Raw genomic sequence first — 17,276 nt, 5'->3', positions numbered from 1 at the left:
GGGCACGACTCGTTCCTGATGACGCGGGAGTAGAGACTTGCATCATCACCGAGACGGTCGTGCCCGCCCCAATCCGCACCCCGATCGTGCGCCATCCCACCTTGAAACCGCAGGTCAGCGGGCATCACTCACGACTTTGCCGAGGCCCTGGGTGCTCCCCCGAGCCGCGCGTGTTCGGCGACGAGTAGTTCCACGACGTGCTCGCAGTGCTTCGGCAGCGTTGTGGTCATTCGTGTCGCCTGTGTGCGTGCGGGGCTTGCGAGGTGCGGGCTGAGGACGGCGAGGGCGTCTTCGGTGGTTTCGGTGTGGGCGATCTCGATCATCGCTTCGATGACCGCCTGTCCCAGGATCCATCCGAGGGGCCGGTCGGTGCGTTCGGCGACGGCGTCGAGGCACGCTCGTGCACCGTGGTGCAGACGCAAGGTGATCATGTGAGGTGCTCCTGTCGATGGTGCTAGTTCTTCATCTCCGAATAGGGGCATACAAACATGCCCGGTTCCGGGTATGCGGCATCGACGACCACCGAAAGCATCGAAGCAGCGAATACAGCCTGGTCAGGGTCATGTTGGCGGCGTGAACGCTGACCGCTGAGATTCAATCCAGTCCCCCGGGGTGGCGCCAGGCTGGTGACGAGATACGCCGAAGGGGCTGCCTGAGCGTGATGCTCGGGCAGCCCCTTCGGTCGACTTCGAGTGCAGGGATCGGCTACTTGTTACGGATCCGTGCGTTCTCCGGGAAGTAGCGCAGCAGTCGCTGGGCTTCCTTCTCGTTCTTCGAGATCCGATCCACGGCGAACAGGAGCAGTGCCTGCACGAACGCGGTCTCCGATGCGGTCCCGCCGAACTTTTCGAGGCGGGAGGGGTCGGAGATGTGCCAGTCGATCGACGCCTTGGACACCGTCTGCACGGTCGAACGCAGCATCGGGTAGGTCTTCATCTGGATGTGCGCCGACCGCTTCGCCGGCTTGGCGCGGCCCTTGCTGGTGGCGGGGGCCGGAGCCTCTACCGGTTCCACGTCGTGGTCGTCGTCGCCGTAGTCGTACGTGTCGTTGGCGATGTCGTCGTCGTCAACAACGTGCGAGGGCGCCGGCGGCGTGGGCGCGGCGGCGGCCGGTTCGACACCCTGAACGGCCGGGTCGCTGGCGAACGCTGCGAGGCTGGCTGCGCTGGTGCCGGCGTTCGCGAGATTCAGGCGCTGGTTGGGCCTCTGTCGTGACATGGTGCAGTTCCTTCCTAGCTCGCGTCAGCGTCGGTTGTGGTGGCGAAGCCCGCGTAGACAATCTCAGCAAGCTCGTCGGGCATGTTCTGTGCCTCGAGCGCATCGAAAATCGCGTCGATCTTCTCGGGAACAACGCTCGCGACCACGGAGAGCGTGACCGCGGCGTAGCGTGCCGCGACGTCGGCGTAACGGCCACTGCCCGTCACCTGGCGGGACACCGGGATCATCCGGGCTGCCGCATCCGCGATGATCGTTCGGCGGGGAACCTGCGGGTTCAGGACGGTCATCTGTCCCGCGAAGCGGTCGCTCATCCAGGCCCGGGCAGCCTCGAGCGTTTCCGTGTGCTCGGTTGTCCGGTCCAGCATCGTCGCGACGACGCCGATGCCGTTCACGGGCCGGCCGGTGTTGGAGGAGAACTTGATTGCGGCTTCGAGGGTGAGGATCAGCCCGGAGAGCGCCGCGGACTCCGTCTGCAGCGGGAGTACGAGGTGCTGCGACGCGTTCAACGCGAGGTACAGGGTCGAGGAGGTGCTGGCGGGCGGGTCGACGACGATCATGTCGTAGTGCTCCCCGAAGCCCGACATGGTGATCGCTTCGAGTAGTGCGTTCTCAACGTCGGTGCCGGAACGGGACGTCACAGCGTCCAGGCCACGATCAGGGGCCGGCACCATGTGGACCTCTCCCCCGGGCAGCAGCGGGCCGCCCTGAATCCACGGGCGGTCATCGGCGGCCTCCGGCTGCCACGCGATCGGCTTACGCGCGACGGATTGCGGGGAGGCCGTGCCTTCGAGGACTTCCCGCACCGAAGGCTCACCGACCGGCGCCACGGTCCCCGTCAGTCGGGACAGGGTGCCGTTCGGGTCCAGGTCGACGCCGGCGACACGGAGTCCGAGTCGGGCCGCGTTGTCGAGGAGCTGGGCCGACAGCGTGGACTTCCCCACGCCGCCCTTCGAGCACAGGGTTGCGACGGTCTTCGAGCGGAAATCGGGGCGACTCTCGCCGAGGTTGGCCATCGCACCCCCCTTTCTAGGTGGCCCACACGATGCCCATTTTTCAGTGAGGCAGGCGTCTGCGCAGGCGGTATTGGTGTTGTCAGAGCATACAAGTCGTGGTTTCGGTGCACTTCGTGCTGCAGTGCGTGTTCGTGCGGTCCGTTGGTGCTTGCGACCACCGTGGACGCGGACTACACGGCATCGCTGGCGAGTCGGTTCATTCCGTGGTGGATGTACCGACTGAACAGCATTGCTGCACTGTCAGATACGTGTGTGCGTGTCTTGCCGGACTTGCTGTGCACGTCATGTAGTAAATCAGATTCGTTGCCTCCGTGGAGCACTGACATGCGGTATCAGACTGCGAGAACAGCGATGACGTGCTATCGGTTGCCTCTTGACTGTTCGTTCGGGCTGGAATGTTCACAGAGTCTGTGCAGGCCAGAAGGCTTTGCCTGTCAATGGAGTCCGCGCACGATGGTGTCGATGTGCTGCACGCAGTAGATGTCTCATCGTTGGTGCACGGCGTGTCGTGCTTCGCTGTTGCAGCAATCACATCTGTTGTCAACGGATGCACTGTCGGTATCGGACTGCACCGTGTAGACGGACGAGCAGTTGCGCACGATGTGTTCGTTCACCAACAGGTGGTCTTGCTTGGATGTGCAGATCGTTGTGTCTGTCCTGGACATCTTGCACATGACAGCAGCAGTGTCCGTTGCCAGAAGATGTTCGGTTGTGCACGTTCTGTTCGTTTCACACACACATGCAATACCGCAACTGTGTTGCCTGACATGCGGTCATGCACCGAGTAGACAGTTGAGCAACATCAACAGTGCAGGAACTAGTGCACATGGATGCTTGCTTGAGGGTGCACACCATCATCAACAGATGTGAACGCTGTACACGACTTCACCAGATGCACTGTGTAGGCAATACATGCAACACTATATTTTCGCAGGTCATGGCCCTTATCTACCGCCAGTTTCAAACCTCGATTCGCCGCAGTCGCCGCAGCGGGGTGTGTGCAGATTGGCGTCATGCGACAGTTCGATCACCGCCACGACAACCCCAGATTCCGCCTGGATGGCCGATGCCCGCTGCGCATCAGCAGGCCATACCGGATGGAGTTCATGCCGGGCCATCGGTCGCTATTGAGCAGTTCGAACAGTCATCATCGAGGGTCAACAGTTCTCCGGGAGGATGGCGTTTCGAAGCGCCCACCGCGACGAATCGGGGTCGGCCTGATCATTCATCGACGGAGTTTGAGGGGAGGGTTCAGCCTCAGATGACCGCGTCCTCCAAGTGAGGTTCAGGCCGTGCGCAGTCTGTTTCCTACACCGGAGCGGGCGTAAAACAGGCAGACAGTCGTCCCGGAAAGCAGTTGGGCCAAATCTTGTTTCATGCACGATCCCAGGTTGGTCGACCGCATCATGGGCTCTCTGCTGGGACGCTATCGGGGTTGATGAAGCGTCATGCAAGGCCGTAGCGTCCTCGATTTTCGAGGATCCTGCGAGTGTTCCCGGGTATCCGCTCGTGCAGGAATCGGTCGGATAGAAGGCCAGCCGAGGGTGCGTATCCGCTGACCCGGGTGGGATGCAAGCGATCGCAGCCGCGTCCGTTCCTCGCAAATCCGCGTACTGGCGACGCCCCCGATAGTGCCGGGGAAACCACCGGTACCGACTCTCTCCGAGGGAAGTTCGTGGCGTCATCACGATGCTGCTGGTGTCCGATACAGGCGGCGCGAGAGACGTGTGAGACTCCTGGCGAGTGGCGAACTGGTGCGGTTGGGGTGTCCCGTTCAGGCAGGTTCCTCGACGCTCTCGTCGTGGTTGATGTGCCCAGATTCTGGGTCCGGTGCACGCCGATGGTCCGGTTTCGGGGCGCTTGAGAAGGGGTCACGGGTTGCAGCCCTGGATTCGGCGCTCTCCCCCGGATTCGAGCTTGACCGGCGAAAACGGGAGAAAACAACCTCTTCAAAACCCCGAAAACGGCGCTATGCCCCCTAGCTTCCCCAGGGAGCCGACGGAGTGCGTTTCCGCACTAACCACCCCAGGTTCACCGATCCAGGCCCACAGCAGGGCAATCAGGCGGCCTAGCGGTTTGACCTGCGCAAACACCCCTCGATTCTGGTGAAACTCGCCGTCGAACGTCCCGAGGACGAAAACGGCCGACCCGTGGGACGCGAGTCGGCCGTTGCCGCCGGCTTATCGCGGCACGGGGCCGGTGTTCACAGATCGGTCGAGTCCGGCGACTGGGTCGCGAAGTGCACACCGAGGACACCGCCGACGCCGACAGCCGAGAGCAGTAGCGTCCAGGGCTCCATCGTCACGAACAGTGCCAGTGCAATCCCGACGACGCCGACGAAGCCGAAAACGAGGAGAGCGATCTTCTTGACCTCGGCCTGGTTCTCACCGATGTACGTCAGGATCGAGTTGAGGGGCGTGGGCGGCATGAGTGGGACTCCTGATCGGTGTGGGGTCGAAACAACGGGGGATGGCTCACGATAGGAAGCTCGATTCCGGTCCCCTGACCGCGAAGCGCCTGTTGCCATCCGGCTACGCCCGCAGCAGGCACGTAGGTGACGCCAGCCTTGGGCGCTGGGCCGCCCCGGAGGCTCTATGGCCGGCGGCAGAGCCTTCTTGCTGGCCCGATCAGGGTTGTGCAGCCGGAGTCGGGGAGGTGGCGGAGGCCCAGTCGCAGCTCAGCCCGCCGCCTTGGGAGCTGTCGGCCTCCCAGATGCACCGCACCTTGGCGCCGTCCTTGAAGGTGACGGTGTGGACGGCAACCGTCGATGGGGCGTCGCCGGTAATTCGTGCAGGCTGCTCGCCCTGGTATCGAGGGGTGCTGTCGCAGGCTGTCGCGCCGGCCACGACGGCCACCGCGGTTGCAGCGACGCCGAATGCAGTACCGGCTCGGGAAAGGCTCATCTCGGGCTCCTGTGGGGCTGTGGGGAAGGGATTTGGTGCGCTTCGGATCGTGTCGACCGTTTGAACGCTGTGCGGCACGAGTCGTGAGCGGTGAACTCTGGCCAGTTGGCGGACCACGTGGCACACTCGACCTGGGTAAACACTCCGGGACGACATCGGAGTGGCAGGTAGTCGAGAACGCGACAAGCCGCCCGGGAACCCCGTGGGAATCAGGTTTTTCTGGCCCCTCTGGCCGCCATCTCGTCTAACTCGATAGGTTTGCGTGCTCACCGACGATAATTGCCATTACCGCAGTTGAGCCTGGAAACGTGCAGGCCAACGCGTTTTGGCTCTGAAACGGCCGCTGGCGGCCGAAAACGGCTGGACCCACCCGATACCACCTGGAAACACCGACGACAGCGCCGGTGATCTCCCCGCCGCCCGACCCCACAGCCTTGTCGGGCCCACCAGCTCATACCCCGACCATCTGCTGGCAGTCGAGCGACACCGCGCAGCTGCGGCACAGGGCTGACGACGAGACGAGAAATACGGATCTGTCCGTACAGTGCGCTCGCTGGCGGTGAGAACGCTGGCGGTGAGAACGCTGGCCGGCCCGCGGCCAGCCCCTACAAGGGAGGGCGATCTGAGCCTCGACGAAGTCCTGCGAGGCAACATCCGTCGAAGGACTTCGACGATGACGTGAAGGCCGCCTGCCAACCGTCAGGAACGCATGGCACGCGGGACGATGCGTCAGTGCACAGGCGCGTACAGATCGTGGGACGCCCTGCTTGGTGAACTGGGTGAGCGATGCCGGCAGCGACGTGGAGTGGGTCCGTCAGCAGGCACCAGCGCGGGCAGCCGGCACTAGTCCTGCGGCAGTTCCCAGGGCATCGGTTGCTCGTTGGCGATGGCAGCAGCGACGGAGCGAATGAACAAGGTCTCTTCCGGTTCGAGGTCCGCGATCCGCGCGAGGGAGTTCGCGATCTCGTCGGGACTGCGACCTTCGGCGACGGACGCGCGCAGCGTCTCGACCTGCTCGTCGCTCATCCGGTTCGAGCCCACCTGGTGAATTGCCATGACTGTCTCCTGTTTGGTTGGTGCTCGTCAGTGTGCCGGTAGGAGTTCCGGGGTGCGGCAGGGCGTGTCCTCTTCCCTGCCGCACCCCGTCGTCATTGGCGAGAATCCGGGTCAGACGGCGACTGGGACGTCGAGCTTGCCGTCTCGGATCTGCTGCGCCCAGCGGTACACCGTGGACACGCCCCAGCCGATCCGGTCGGCGAGATCGGGAATGGACTGGTCGGGGTCGTTGAGGATTGCTGCGGCAACCAACTGCTGCGCTTCGGCTTTCTCCAGTCGTCCGCCGGTCCCGAGAGTCGAAGGCATCCCGAGAACATCCGCGTCGGCCGCGGGAATCCAGCTAGTCGTCTCCGTCTCGGTCGCGCGGACCGGGGTGGGCTCGAAGCTCGAGGGCGTGTTCTCCACTGTCTGCTGGGGCCTCTCGTTATCGGCCTCGATCTCGCTCTGATTCTCTGCGGGAAGAGAGACAGCGGCTGTGGTCTCTGTCGGAATCTCGGCAGGGAGGGATTCGACGGTCGGTGTCTCGGCCAGCTTCTCTGCTGGCGTCTCGGTCTGCGCCTCCGTCAGGGCCGAGGGAATGATCGTGGTCTCTGGGGGGAGAGCAGCATTCTCTGCCATATCCCCTCCTGCTCGGCGCGCGAGAACGAGGAGGCCATGCGAGGCCAGGAGGAGGCTGAGTGGGGCGATCGTGGCGATGCCGGCGGCGACGATCGGGTCGAAGCCGGGAGCGGTGTTCATGTACGCGTGGTAGGCGTTCCCGTAGATGCTTGCCGCCGCCCCGAAGAGCATGGCGAACCAGAAGAACCCGCGATCCTTCTTCCCTGTCTCGGTGCTGTCCTTCGCGAGATAGACCAGCGCGACCGTCGACATCAAGATGGCGCCATCGACGGCGACGGGAAAGAGCCAGGTGATCCAGCGCGGGAGTCCGATGTGGCTGGCGAGATCCCAGAGAGCAACGAAGCTGAGAGAGAACGACGCTGCGCAGATCACCGAGGTGAGAGCGACGGCGCTGCGGAAGACTTTGGTGTCGCGGCTAAGGGGGCGGGAACGTCGCGGCCGGGCTTTGAGAGCGCGTGATTCCCTCCGGGAACGGACAGGCACGATGGGGTTCCTCTCTGTCTCAGGTGCCGCTCTCCAACGAGAGATCAGCGCCCGGTCGTGGCTTTCGATCAGCAGACGCTGGGTGGATGCGCACGCGCCTGGTTGCGTATATGTGCTGGTGAGGCGGTTTTTCTCAGCGAGAATCGGGGCTTTCTCCCTGGTTCCCAATCGAGACATTACAGCAAGCGCGCACGCGCGCACGTATACGTGCATACGTGCACGCATGTTTGCGTGCACGTATACGTGCTTGTTCGGTACGAGCCGACCCCTTGGTGGCGCCTCGCCTGGTTCAGCGACGTCAGTGCCGCCGTCCGGGTCGACGGCGGATGTAGCTGGGCCAGGCACGGAGCTGGCCGGACACGGCTCTGCGGCGCGCCGATCGCGACCGTCGTTTCCGGCACGGCGCGTCCACGGCCGGCGCTCCGCAGTGCCTCCCAGTGCCCCGAGAATCCGGCGCTCTCTCCCGTTCTCTTCTGAGAATGCCCAGCGTGCACGTGCGCGCACGTGAACATGCACGCCCGCTTGCATGCAGGCTTGCGCGCATGTTTGCGCGTACTCTTAGGCCCATGACTGGTGGTGGAGAGGCCCGCGTTCTCGCTGTGGCGTTGCAGAAGGGCGGTGTCGGGAAGACGACGTCCGCGGTGAACTTAGCCGCAGAGATGTCGCAGCTCGGACTCCGTGTCCTACTCGTCGACCTCGACCAGCAGGCGAACGCAACTGACGGTCTCGGGATCACCGTCGGTCCCGACGACGGCACCACCTACGAGGTCCTGGCCGTCGAACGCGAAGACCGACTTCCGCTCAAGCAGGTGATTCAGTCCAGCGAGTTCGGCCCCGACGTGGCACCGGCGGCGCTTGCGCTCCGCAAGCTCGAGCGCACCGGACTCGGTGCAGGCGGTCAGGGCCGTCTGCGGACGGAACTTGAGAAGGTCAGCGGCGACTACGACATCGTCATCATCGACTGCCCGCCTTCGCTGGGGGAGTTGACGACCGCTGCGTTCACCGCTGCGCACTCGATTCTCGCCACGGTCTCACCGGGACCGGACGAGTTGAAGGCTCTCTCCACGATGGAGAACACGGTTCTCGACGTCCAGGAAGGGCTCAACCCCGACGTCGACATCCGCTTCGTTCTCGCTACTCGCTTCGACTACCGGCCGCAGCTGTCGAAGGACGTCCGCCGGCAGCTGATCGCCGACTGGCCTGACGAGTACATCGGAGAGATCTCGTCGACCGTGCGGGTCTCGGAAGCGGCCGCGAGACAACTGCCCGTCTCTGTGTACGCCCCCGACAACCCCGCAGCCAAGGACTACCGGGCGGCCGCCCGCACCATCGCTGAAAGGATGAACCTCCATGTCTAAGTCATCGATCGGGTTGGGGGCCGGCGGGAGCACTCGCTCGACCCGCGCGTCTCGGCGCGACGACGCCGCTCGGGTCGTCGCGGAACCGGAGACCGCCCCGCTCTCTGACGTCTCTGTCACTCCCGCTGCGCCAGCCGCGGCGCCGGTGTCTCCGGCCACCCCGGTCTCGGCGGAGAAATCATCGGCAGTGACGGAACTCTTCGAGACACGGAAGCGGCCAGGGAAGAAGCAACTCAACACGTACGTCACCGCAGCCACGGCAGCCCGTCTCGAACAGTTCGTGCGAGAGAACAGCCTCAAGACGACAGACGTCGTCGACAAGGCACTCTCTCGCCTTCTCGACGAGATGGGTGTGCCGGCTGCGGACGTTCACGGGAATCTCATCGAGAGCTGAGAACGCCACCTCCAACGGGTCAGAGAGACGACGCAGAGAACTGCGGCCTGCCCCGTTCTCAGTCGCGGAGAGCTCGGAAATGGACAGTCGGAGAGAAGAGTCCTCTGACCATGTGCCGTCTCAGCGGTGAGAGCCGGAGAGAGGCTGTAGGAATCCCAGCGAGAGAGTGGACCGTCTGCTGTTGTCTGCCACCCGCATGGGCTTCACGGTGAGAAATGGTGCAGTGCCACGAGGAGAGAACCCGAGACCACGCAGGGGCATCGAGAGACTGACACCAGTCTCTCGACGCCCCTATGTCCGATATGGGAGAGTGTCGACCACAGCGGCGGCCGCTTCGGGAAGCGCACGGCAACGTGGCACACCTAGAACTGGCGGCTCGTTTCTCGCCAACTGGCAGATGTCGCTGCACAGCCACTCTCACGTGAAGGAGTTAGCCATGGGGTCGTCCCCTCAGTTCACGCCGGCCGAACACATTGCAGGCTTTGCCAGCTGGGCGTTCGGAACTCTCGTCCTCCTCGGTCTCGCCGGTGCGCTGAAATCCGCCAGCTGACCGGGCTTCAATCGCCGTGCTGGTGCCGGCGGGGACCGTCCGAGACACCCACTACTGACTGGTGGAGGTCAGCGCAGCTGCGGCAGAGCCACACGTGGCCGTCGCTGACACGCGGTTCCAGCTGCTCGGCCACGGAGGCTGTGGTGACGTCCCCGTCGATGTCCCAGCCGTAGTCGAGGGGCCGCCCGCAGAGCGCGTGGGTGCCGGCGGGGAGCCCGGCCCCACGGTCCGGGTTCCCGCTGCCGGCGACACGGAGGTGGATCTTGCCCATCGCGACAGCGTTTCCCGGTTCGCAGAACGCCAGAGCCTCCGAGTTGTGCTCGGTCACTGGGCATCCTGGATGGTCTGGGCGATGAGGTCGTGCACCCATGCCGGCGCGTCGTCGGCGGGCATGGGCACCCACCGGCCGTCGATCAACTGCCCTCGGCACACGTTCCGTTCACGCATGTCCTGACCGTTCTTGCCGGACTTGAGCACGCGCAGCCCGCGTGCAATGAAGGCCTTCACAGCCCACTCGCGACCGACCTGCCGTTCGACGGTGACCACGGCCTGCTGCGGGGTGAACTGCTGGTGGCCGTAGTCCATGGTCATCGGCCCTGCGCCGGCGACGGTGTACTCGACGGTGTGGCTGATCGTGCCGACGCTGACCACGACGTGGTCGGTGTCGATACTGCTCATACTTCCTCCAAGATCGTTCCGTGCTCGTCACGGATCAGGCGATAGCCGGTGGATGTCGGCTTGAAGCGGCGCACAGCGATCTTCACCGCGTGACCGGATCGGCCGTTCGGGTTGTCGTACGCCGGGACGAGGACGGTGCAGATGGCCTTGTCGCCGTCGATCGCGTCGACGGCGATCGTGCGGCCATGCACACGCGGATCGTTGTCGGCCCACACCTGACCGGCTGCCGGTGCCGGTGTGGGAGCCGGCGTCGGTGCGGGCGCCGGTGTGGTGGCGGCTGTTTCGGCCGCCCGGGTCTGCGCTTGCACCGGTGCATTCCCGATCAGGTGGGTTCGGAGGCGGTCGGCGACGATCCGGTCCGTGTCGTTGACGTGGGCGGTGGCTCCCCGTCGGGAGGCGACGATCTGTGCGAGATGGTTCTGCTCGAGCGCCGCGGTGGGGACGACGGTGAAGCCGTCCGCGTGGAGCGACTTGATGAAGTCCTGCGCCTGCGACATCGCTTCTCGAACCTCGATGCCGGTCTCCTGCGCGATGAACTCGGCGGCGGCGTCCGTCGCAGTCAGTGTGTCGGACATGAGGGTTCCTTCCTCGCAGTGTGGATGTGGCCGTCTGGCAACGCGGTTGAGCTTTCCATCTGCGGCGTGCGGTGCGGCACGCCGGATGTAGGCCAGGAACTATCTGCCGGATCGGTGGTCACGCCTGGTCGACCTGCCGGTAGCCGGTGCGGACCGGATGTAGGCGGTCGACGTCGATGTGCACGACCCGGTCGATGGGCACCTGGGTGCCGCTGTCGCGCTCGATGCCGTGGGTGATGTGGCAGACGGCCTGCACGTGCCCGTATTCCTCTTCGAGGCCGGTGATCGTGAAGTGGCGGATCGGGTCGCGGGTCGGGCTGTTGTCGCACCACTGCTGCCCGACACGGATCTCGGTGCCTCGCTTGTTCGTGGTGGTGGTCAGTTCGCTTCTCACGGGTGAGTTCTCCTGCAGTCGAATGGGGGCGAGTGCCCAGCCTTGTCGGTTTCGACTGTCTCGGCCTGCGCGTGTAGGTGCGGCACGCCGCCGCTGGCGTTAGGTGTCCTACCAGGCAGTGCGTGGTGGACAGCCGTACGGAATGGCCCGCTGCGTGGGCCGGCATGATCCGGCTCACGCAGCGGGTGGGTGCCTCACTCGATCGTGATGCCCGTGGCGGTGTTCGTGATGGTGATGATGGTGTCCCGCCCGAACCCGGCCACCATCTCGCGCAGTTCGTCGGTGTAGTCGGCCAGGCCCTCGACGTAGACCTCATCGCTGTCACCGTCGCAGAAGTCGACCTCGACGATGTCGTTCGGGTAGAAGCCGTTGTCGAACTCCTCGGTGGTGATCTCGGCCTTGCGGATGCTTCGACAGCCGACGGCCTTCTCGAGGTCTTCGATGATCCGCTCTCCGACGGTGCGCAGCGGGTAGGTGTTTCCGGCTGCGAGGGCGGCGGAGACGTCGAGGGCCGCATTGCGGCCGAGACGCGACCAGATCTTGTTGTCGCAGTCAGGGAGGCGGCGGAGCATCGCCACCAAGGCGTCTTCGAGGCCGCTGTAGTTTGCTGCCAGCGGCACCGCCTCAGGCCGGTCTACGAACGTGCACTGGATGTGGCCGGGGCGGCCGTCCTCGTCGATGTCGTAGATCCGCACAGCGCCGACCCCCGGATGTGCCGCACAAGCGAGGACTGCGAGGACGTGTCCGATAGTGGTCTGCTGCGCGCGGAGAAGGCCGTCGATGTCGTGGCCGGTGTCGCGGATGTAGCGGTCGATGCGGGTGACCTGGTCAGGGGTGAGGGTGGCGGTCATGTGTCCTCCGTCGTCGGTGGTTGTCGGACTGGATTTTTCGGCGACGGGTCCGGGTGCGCGGCACCTGTCGGCGGCGGGGCCACCGGTTTCCCCGGTATCGCGGCTGCAGGGCGCGGACAGAGCTCCAACCACCCCAGGGGGACGACAAACGCCCTGCACGCCTCTGGTGGGGCGTACAGGGCGCAAGACGGCTGCGCTCTAGACGAAGGGGATCGGTGCGCGGTCGTGGAACACGCGGAGGATGTTCGCGGAGTGGTGGATGTCGCCGGCCACCCGGTGAGTCGGGGCACCGTATTCGTCGACGAGCTTGATGCGGTCTGCGGTGCGGGCAGGGTCGAGGATGCGTCCGGCCTCGGTGAACACGCGGGCGTCGATCATCCGGTAGGAGAACAGCGCGTCGACCTTCGGCATCCACCGGTCGAGGAAGTCCCGGTCCATGCGATGCGAGGTACCGCACAGTGGGGTCGTGGAGTCGACACCCCACAGAGTGAGCCTGTCAATGACCTTCGACTCGTAACCCGACAGGTCCTCCGGCAGGTCGATCTCGAAAGCGATGGTCGCTTCGAGGGCACCGAACAGGCCGTTGTCGGTGTGCATGCGGGTGATGAACCGGCTGTTCTCGTCGGTGCCCGCCCGCAGGTTGCTGATCAAATCTGTGGTGTCCGTGGTGGCGGCCAGGATTTCGAACCGGTCGACGAGTTCGAGTTCCGTGTCGTACAAGGCGAACCCGATCTCCAGGATCTCGCAGGTAGTGGCATCTGTGCCGGTGGTTTCCAGGTCTACGAACACGAATCCGTCGACACTCATCTGTCTTGCTCTCCGTTCATCGTCAGGTGGTGCGGCGGTTGCCGCGCCGGCGGCTGTGGTGCGGCCGGGACTGGGGTGATCGTCACTGACAGGTGTGACATGCGGTCAGCGACGGGACGGGGTGGCTGCGGCACACGATGCCAACCATGCGGCGGCACGTCCGACGTGTGTCGGGCGTGCCGCCGCCTCCGGGCCGGGCTGGGTTCAGCCGTCGGCTGGTTCGATGTTCTTGCCGGCGCACAGCCCGCTCTGGAAGTAGTCATCGGTGTGGCTGTACCCAGCGAACGGGACGCGGGAGATCGGCTTTCCGCAGGTCTTGCACTTCATCGAATCGCTCCTTGAGGTGGTGTCGGGTCGGTTGCTGACAGCAGCGACAGTCCCGCCCGTACAAGGGGAGTGCGGCACCACAGGTCCGCCGGCGCGGCCCGGTCGTGGCTGGATCAGGCGGCGATGGCTCCGTCGTTGGCTTCGGCGACGAGGTCTTCGGCAACCAGGTAGACGGCGGGAAGGCCACCGGGGCCTTTCGGGTCGATGTGCACGCACCGCAGGTCCGAGCCCGGCGGCACGATCACCTCGTCCTCGTGGGAGTGCATGGACAGGGCCTTGACCGGCATGCCGTGGCGGGTGCGGATCACCATCAGGTACGGCTCGGGGCCGCCGTAGCTGACTGATCCCGCGAACTGGGTGGCGGTGTCCGGCTTGGTGGTGGTGCTGGTGACCTTGCCCATCTGGACCCGCGCGCCGACGGTGAACGCGGACGCCAGGTAGTCGTCGCGGCTGCCTGTCCATCCGCTTGGGACGCGGGTGCCCCGCATGACGGTCATCGGCTCCGTGTTGGTGTTCTTCTCCGCGAACTGTTCGAACGCGGTGTTGAGGGTTTTCACGGTCGCAGCGGTGCTCGGGGACGGGTTGGGGTCGCGGCCGGTGATCGCGGCGTTGATTTCCTTGTAGGAGCTGCCGGTGTAGGTGCTCAGTGCGCTGCGCTGGCTGGAATTGACGTGGGTGCTCATGTACGGCGCGAAGTTGTCGGTCAGTGTGTTGATCGACGACAGCTTCACCCCACCCGGTTTCGTGTCGAAACCCCAGTTGGTGGGGTTGCCGGAGCGGGCGGCGATCACCGCGTAGTCGTGGGCGGTTTCCTTGCCGTACGCGCGGATACCGGAGCGGGTCAGGCTCGCGTACCCCTTCTCGCCCAGAGACTCCGGAGGGATCTTGTGGTCGAACAAAGGGATCACGCCGCCACCGATGGTCGGGGTGCCGAGTTTCGCCAGGCGGGCTTTCCGATAGGCGGTTTCGGCTTCGGCGCTGCTGGCTCCGGCAGCGAGGGCAGCCGCGCGGGCCGTCTCGCCGGCTTCGTCAGCGATCTTCTCCCGGATCCGCTTCTTGTGGCGTGTCGTGCCCTCGTGGATTTCGTTGCGGACAGGAGCGCCACCGAGAGCATCGGCCAGATCGTCAGCGGCGGTGTCGAGTTGGTGAGCGAGTCGCTGTTTCGCCTGGTCCGTGGTGATGGCGCCGTCGATGGCAGCCTTGGCGACCTCGGAGACCACGACCCGGTTGGATTCGGCGACCTGCTTGTCCATCGGGTCGGCGTCCGCGCCAGGGTTCGTCAGGCCGGTGAACATCGGGATCCGGTTCGCCTTGGCGATCGCATCGGCTTTGCTCACGGCCGTCGCGACAGGCTCGTAGAGGCCGTTACCGGGATCCTGCAGGACCAGGAAGTTCCCGTAGGAGGACCGGTAGATGGCGGTGCCGCCGTCGAGGAGACGTCCTTCGACGGTTGTGTCGCCGCCGTCGAGAGCGGCCAGGAACGTGCCGGCGGTGTAGATGCTGGTGTCGCGGTCGGTGCCGGAGATGCCGATCGGGTTGTTCGTGACGAGGGCGTCGCGGGCGGCGTCGCGGTGGCGGACGGTTTCCGCGTCGGCGATCGCGTCCTGGTCGTCGGCGGACAGGCCCGCGAGGTAGGCGTCGCGAGCGTCGTCGTCGAGGTCGCCACGGCACCGGAACTCCGCGACCAGCACCTGCTTTTCGGCGTCCGCGACCGCGGCGAGAGCGTCGACGTGCGCGGCCTTCGCTTTGTCGACGTCGGCTTGGGCTGCAGAGATCGCGTCTACATCGCCTGTGTCCTTGGCTTTGCCGAGTTGGTAGCGGGCCCGCCCCACCGCTTTCCGTGCTTCTTCGGCATCGGTGTTAGCGGAGTCGAGAGCTGCCCGCGCGGCAGCGAGTGCAGCTTGCTCGGGGCTGGTGGGGTTGGCGAGGGCTTCACGTTCGGCGACGGCCTGCTCGAGAAGGGCAGCCGCTGACGCCGGACCCATGTGGGTGCTCGGCAGTTCGAGTCCATCGAAGACGGATTCGTCGATGCCGAGTTTGGTGATCAGCTCCGGCATCATGCTCGGCGCCGCAAGCTGCACGGCCGCAGCGGTTTCGACGAGACCTTGCTCTTTCAAGTACGCGACCACCAAGGCGCGCACCTTCCGGTTCCGGGCTTTGTTGGTGTTCGCGCGGGCGGCCGAGGCGTATCCGCTGCAGCTCGGGCAGCGACGGCCCCCGTCCTCGATGGATCGACACATGCCGGGCAAGGTATCGGGCGCAGTTCCGGTCACCCCGGGTCCGCGTCCCGATACCCAGCACAGCTGGCATGTCCCAAACAGTGTTGGCGGAGACGCCTATTCGGGTGTGCTGGCGTCTTCGACGTTCGCGAACACCGCGGCCAGCCGTCGAATGTCGACGGCAGTCGCATCCGGCCAGCCGTGCAGCATCTGCGCCCACTGGTCGGGCACCGCGGTCGCACCGTGCACAGCCCCGAGGAGCCCTCCGGCGATCGCCGCGGTGGTGTCGGTGTCGTGGCCGGCACGAACAGTCTCGAACAGTGCCGCCCGCAGATGGGAGGCCGGATCGGTGATGTGCCGGGCCTGGTGGATGCCCCACCATGCGGTCTGCAGTGCGGACACGACCCACCCGTTGTTGTGCTCGAAATCGGGGACGTCCTGCGTCTCCGCCGCCCGAATCCAGTCCCCCCAGCGGCCGCGGTCATGGTCCGGGATCACGTCGTCGAGACCGGCGCGGAGGCCATCGAACGTGCCGTGACGGATACCCCACCAGATCGCGTACGACCACAGCTGACACGCCAGATGGGTGTCGAGGCCGGTGTGGGTGAGACGCGAGATCTGGTCCGCGGCGAACAGCATCCGAGCCGGGTCCGGGTCGGCCCCGTAGGCGGCGGCGACCGCGGCCGTCCGCATCAGCGACCCGTTACCGGCGTTGTCGGGGCCCGTCGCAGCAGCGTCGGCTGCCATCGCGTCCGCGGTCAGCGAGCCGCGGTGCAGAACGCGGCTGGTCTGGTTCCCGACGTCCTTCGGCATCGACCGGTACCAGCGGACGAACTCCCGGGCGACGGCGTCCTGGCCGGAACGGGAGTGCAGCGGAGCGGTCTCCGCAGCAATCGCGATCGACATCATCATCGCGGTGTCGTCAGTCCACTCACCTGCCGCGAACCCGAACGGGCCACCGCCCTTCATCACGATCGGCGCACCCGGGCCGGGGAAGCTGAACTCGTAGCCGGCGCCGAGGGCGTCACCGGCTGCGGTTCCCAGTAGTGCGCCGGTGATTCGGTCGGCGAGTGTCGTGGTTAGGTCAGTCATGTCGTGTCCCTTCAATTCTCGGATCAATGAGCCGGGCGGCGGCCACGACCTCACACAGTCGGCGCGATCCGGTGGTCTGGTCAAGGATGTCGGTGGTGTTCATCGGGGCTGAGGGATCCTCGTCGAGGAGGTGTCCGCGACCGTACCGGCGGGCACAGCCGGCGCATTCGGCATGGCGCACGGGATGGCCGGCGGCATCCGCGTAGCCGGCGTCGTCGCCAGGGAACTCGATGTGCTCGAGGTACACGTCGCCGGGTTGGATTCGCGATGTCGGGCAGCAGTAGTGCCGGCGGCGCGCCACTCTGCGTCTAGTCACCGGAGTGCTCATCGGCTGTCAGGCCTTCCATCACTGCAGGTTTGGTGAGAAACAACGGTGTGCAGGCCTCTGCCGCAGGTTGCATGTCTCAGTGAAGGCACGTCGGTGTGGTCTCCTTCGTGAGTCTGGGCGCCGGATCTGCTGCGGGATCCGCAGTGTCTCCGACATGGTGGCGAGGCTGAGTGTGGCTTCCGTGTTTCTGGTGCGTGGCACTGCGCGGACTGCTCGGCACAGCGGTTTTGGTGTGCCGCGTCTGTCAGAGCACGTTGGTGGAATAGGCGACATGACAACGACTTCCCCTCAGGGCCCCGGAAAGATCGGATGAGGCAGCTGTGACCTGCGGATTCGCGGAGGCGGGGCCGGTGTTTTGAGGGTGTGACCTACCGGCTTGGATGGAAGTTGCGAAGCACCCAGCCGAAACCAG

Annotated in this window: 19 protein-coding genes; 2 read left to right on the top strand and 17 right to left on the bottom strand. The window is 65.4% G+C overall.

Going from position 1 to position 17,276, the window contains the following annotated elements:
* Window positions 1-128: 128 nt before the first annotated feature.
* The 7 genes from E0497_RS19730 to E0497_RS19700 all read right to left on the bottom strand — a co-directional run bounded on the left by E0497_RS19730 (window position 129) and on the right by E0497_RS19700 (window position 7,291).
* On the bottom strand, window positions 129-431 hold the full coding sequence (locus tag E0497_RS19730; protein ID WP_137726504.1) for a hypothetical protein: 303 nt from the start codon (window positions 429-431) through the stop codon (window positions 129-131).
* A 274-nt stretch (window positions 432-705) separates the two neighbouring features.
* A complete protein-coding gene (locus E0497_RS19725; RefSeq protein WP_137726503.1) occupies window positions 706-1,218 on the bottom strand; it encodes a hypothetical protein in 513 nt (170 codons plus the stop codon).
* A gap of 14 nt (window positions 1,219-1,232) precedes the next feature.
* Window positions 1,233-2,231 carry a ParA family protein gene (locus E0497_RS19720; protein WP_137726502.1) on the bottom strand — a complete coding sequence of 333 codons (999 nt, stop codon included), beginning with the start codon at window positions 2,229-2,231 and terminating at the stop codon, window positions 1,233-1,235.
* 2,203 nt (window positions 2,232-4,434) lie between these two features.
* Window positions 4,435-4,659, bottom strand: a complete 225-nt coding sequence (locus tag E0497_RS19715) for a hypothetical protein (RefSeq protein WP_137726501.1) — start codon at window positions 4,657-4,659, stop codon at window positions 4,435-4,437.
* A gap of 199 nt (window positions 4,660-4,858) precedes the next feature.
* Window positions 4,859-5,134, bottom strand: a complete 276-nt coding sequence (locus E0497_RS19710; protein WP_137726500.1) for a hypothetical protein — start codon at window positions 5,132-5,134, stop codon at window positions 4,859-4,861.
* Between the two features lie 843 nt (window positions 5,135-5,977).
* Entirely contained in the window at window positions 5,978-6,190 is a 213-nt protein-coding gene (locus E0497_RS19705) for a hypothetical protein (RefSeq protein WP_137726499.1), read from the bottom strand.
* Window positions 6,191-6,301: 111 nt separating this feature from the next.
* Entirely contained in the window at window positions 6,302-7,291 is a 990-nt protein-coding gene (locus E0497_RS19700; protein ID WP_161987461.1) for a DUF2637 domain-containing protein, read from the bottom strand.
* Window positions 7,292-7,857: 566 nt separating this feature from the next.
* On the opposite strand from E0497_RS19700, the gene E0497_RS19695 reads away from it, so the two are divergent.
* Both E0497_RS19695 and E0497_RS19690 read left to right on the top strand, forming a co-directional pair.
* Window positions 7,858-8,649: a ParA family protein gene (locus E0497_RS19695; RefSeq protein ID WP_137726497.1), complete on the top strand. Its 792-nt coding sequence runs from the start codon at window positions 7,858-7,860 to the stop codon at window positions 8,647-8,649.
* Between the two features lie 187 nt (window positions 8,650-8,836).
* Window positions 8,837-9,043 carry a hypothetical protein gene (locus E0497_RS19690; RefSeq protein ID WP_241665988.1) on the top strand — a complete coding sequence of 69 codons (207 nt, stop codon included), beginning with the start codon at window positions 8,837-8,839 and terminating at the stop codon, window positions 9,041-9,043.
* A 557-nt stretch (window positions 9,044-9,600) separates the two neighbouring features.
* On the opposite strand, the gene E0497_RS19685 is transcribed toward E0497_RS19690, so the two are convergent.
* The 10 genes from E0497_RS19685 to E0497_RS19645 form a co-directional block, all read right to left on the bottom strand.
* Window positions 9,601-9,921, bottom strand: coding sequence for a hypothetical protein (locus E0497_RS19685; RefSeq protein WP_137726496.1), 321 nt, complete (start codon window positions 9,919-9,921; stop codon window positions 9,601-9,603).
* Entirely contained in the window at window positions 9,918-10,271 is a 354-nt protein-coding gene (locus tag E0497_RS19680; protein WP_137726495.1) for a hypothetical protein, read from the bottom strand. Before E0497_RS19680 ends, E0497_RS19685 begins: the two co-directional genes overlap by 4 nt.
* Complete coding sequence (locus E0497_RS20555) at window positions 10,268-10,846, bottom strand: hypothetical protein (protein WP_137726494.1); 579 nt, start codon at window positions 10,844-10,846, stop codon at window positions 10,268-10,270. Before E0497_RS20555 ends, E0497_RS19680 begins: the two co-directional genes overlap by 4 nt.
* A gap of 118 nt (window positions 10,847-10,964) precedes the next feature.
* On the bottom strand, window positions 10,965-11,240 hold the full coding sequence (locus E0497_RS19670) for a hypothetical protein (RefSeq protein ID WP_137726493.1): 276 nt from the start codon (window positions 11,238-11,240) through the stop codon (window positions 10,965-10,967).
* A gap of 194 nt (window positions 11,241-11,434) precedes the next feature.
* Complete coding sequence (locus tag E0497_RS19665) at window positions 11,435-12,091, bottom strand: hypothetical protein (protein WP_137726492.1); 657 nt, start codon at window positions 12,089-12,091, stop codon at window positions 11,435-11,437.
* Between the two features lie 198 nt (window positions 12,092-12,289).
* Window positions 12,290-12,898 (bottom strand): 3'-5' exonuclease family protein, encoded by a 609-nt coding sequence (locus E0497_RS19660; protein ID WP_137726491.1) that lies wholly within the window; start codon window positions 12,896-12,898, stop codon window positions 12,290-12,292.
* 204 nt (window positions 12,899-13,102) lie between these two features.
* The gene (locus E0497_RS21020) at window positions 13,103-13,225 is read right to left on the bottom strand and encodes a hypothetical protein (RefSeq protein ID WP_277751695.1); all 123 of its coding nucleotides are present in this window, start codon (window positions 13,223-13,225) and stop codon (window positions 13,103-13,105) included.
* Window positions 13,226-13,338: 113 nt separating this feature from the next.
* Window positions 13,339-15,342 (bottom strand): ADP-ribosyltransferase, encoded by a 2,004-nt coding sequence (locus tag E0497_RS19655; RefSeq protein WP_241665987.1) that lies wholly within the window; start codon window positions 15,340-15,342, stop codon window positions 13,339-13,341.
* 219 nt (window positions 15,343-15,561) lie between these two features.
* On the bottom strand, window positions 15,562-16,536 hold the full coding sequence (locus E0497_RS19650; protein WP_137726489.1) for an ADP-ribosylglycohydrolase family protein: 975 nt from the start codon (window positions 16,534-16,536) through the stop codon (window positions 15,562-15,564).
* Window positions 16,529-16,783 carry a hypothetical protein gene (locus E0497_RS19645; RefSeq protein ID WP_137726488.1) on the bottom strand — a complete coding sequence of 85 codons (255 nt, stop codon included), beginning with the start codon at window positions 16,781-16,783 and terminating at the stop codon, window positions 16,529-16,531. The genes E0497_RS19650 and E0497_RS19645 overlap by 8 nt, the downstream gene beginning before the upstream one ends.
* Between the last annotated feature and the right edge of the window lie 493 nt (window positions 16,784-17,276).

The sequence above is a fragment of the Prescottella subtropica genome, assembly GCF_005434945.1.
Lineage (GTDB): Bacteria > Actinomycetota > Actinomycetes > Mycobacteriales > Mycobacteriaceae > Prescottella > Prescottella subtropica.
Note: the sequence above shows the minus strand (reverse complement) of the source record. Positions and strands in the feature narration are given on the sequence as shown.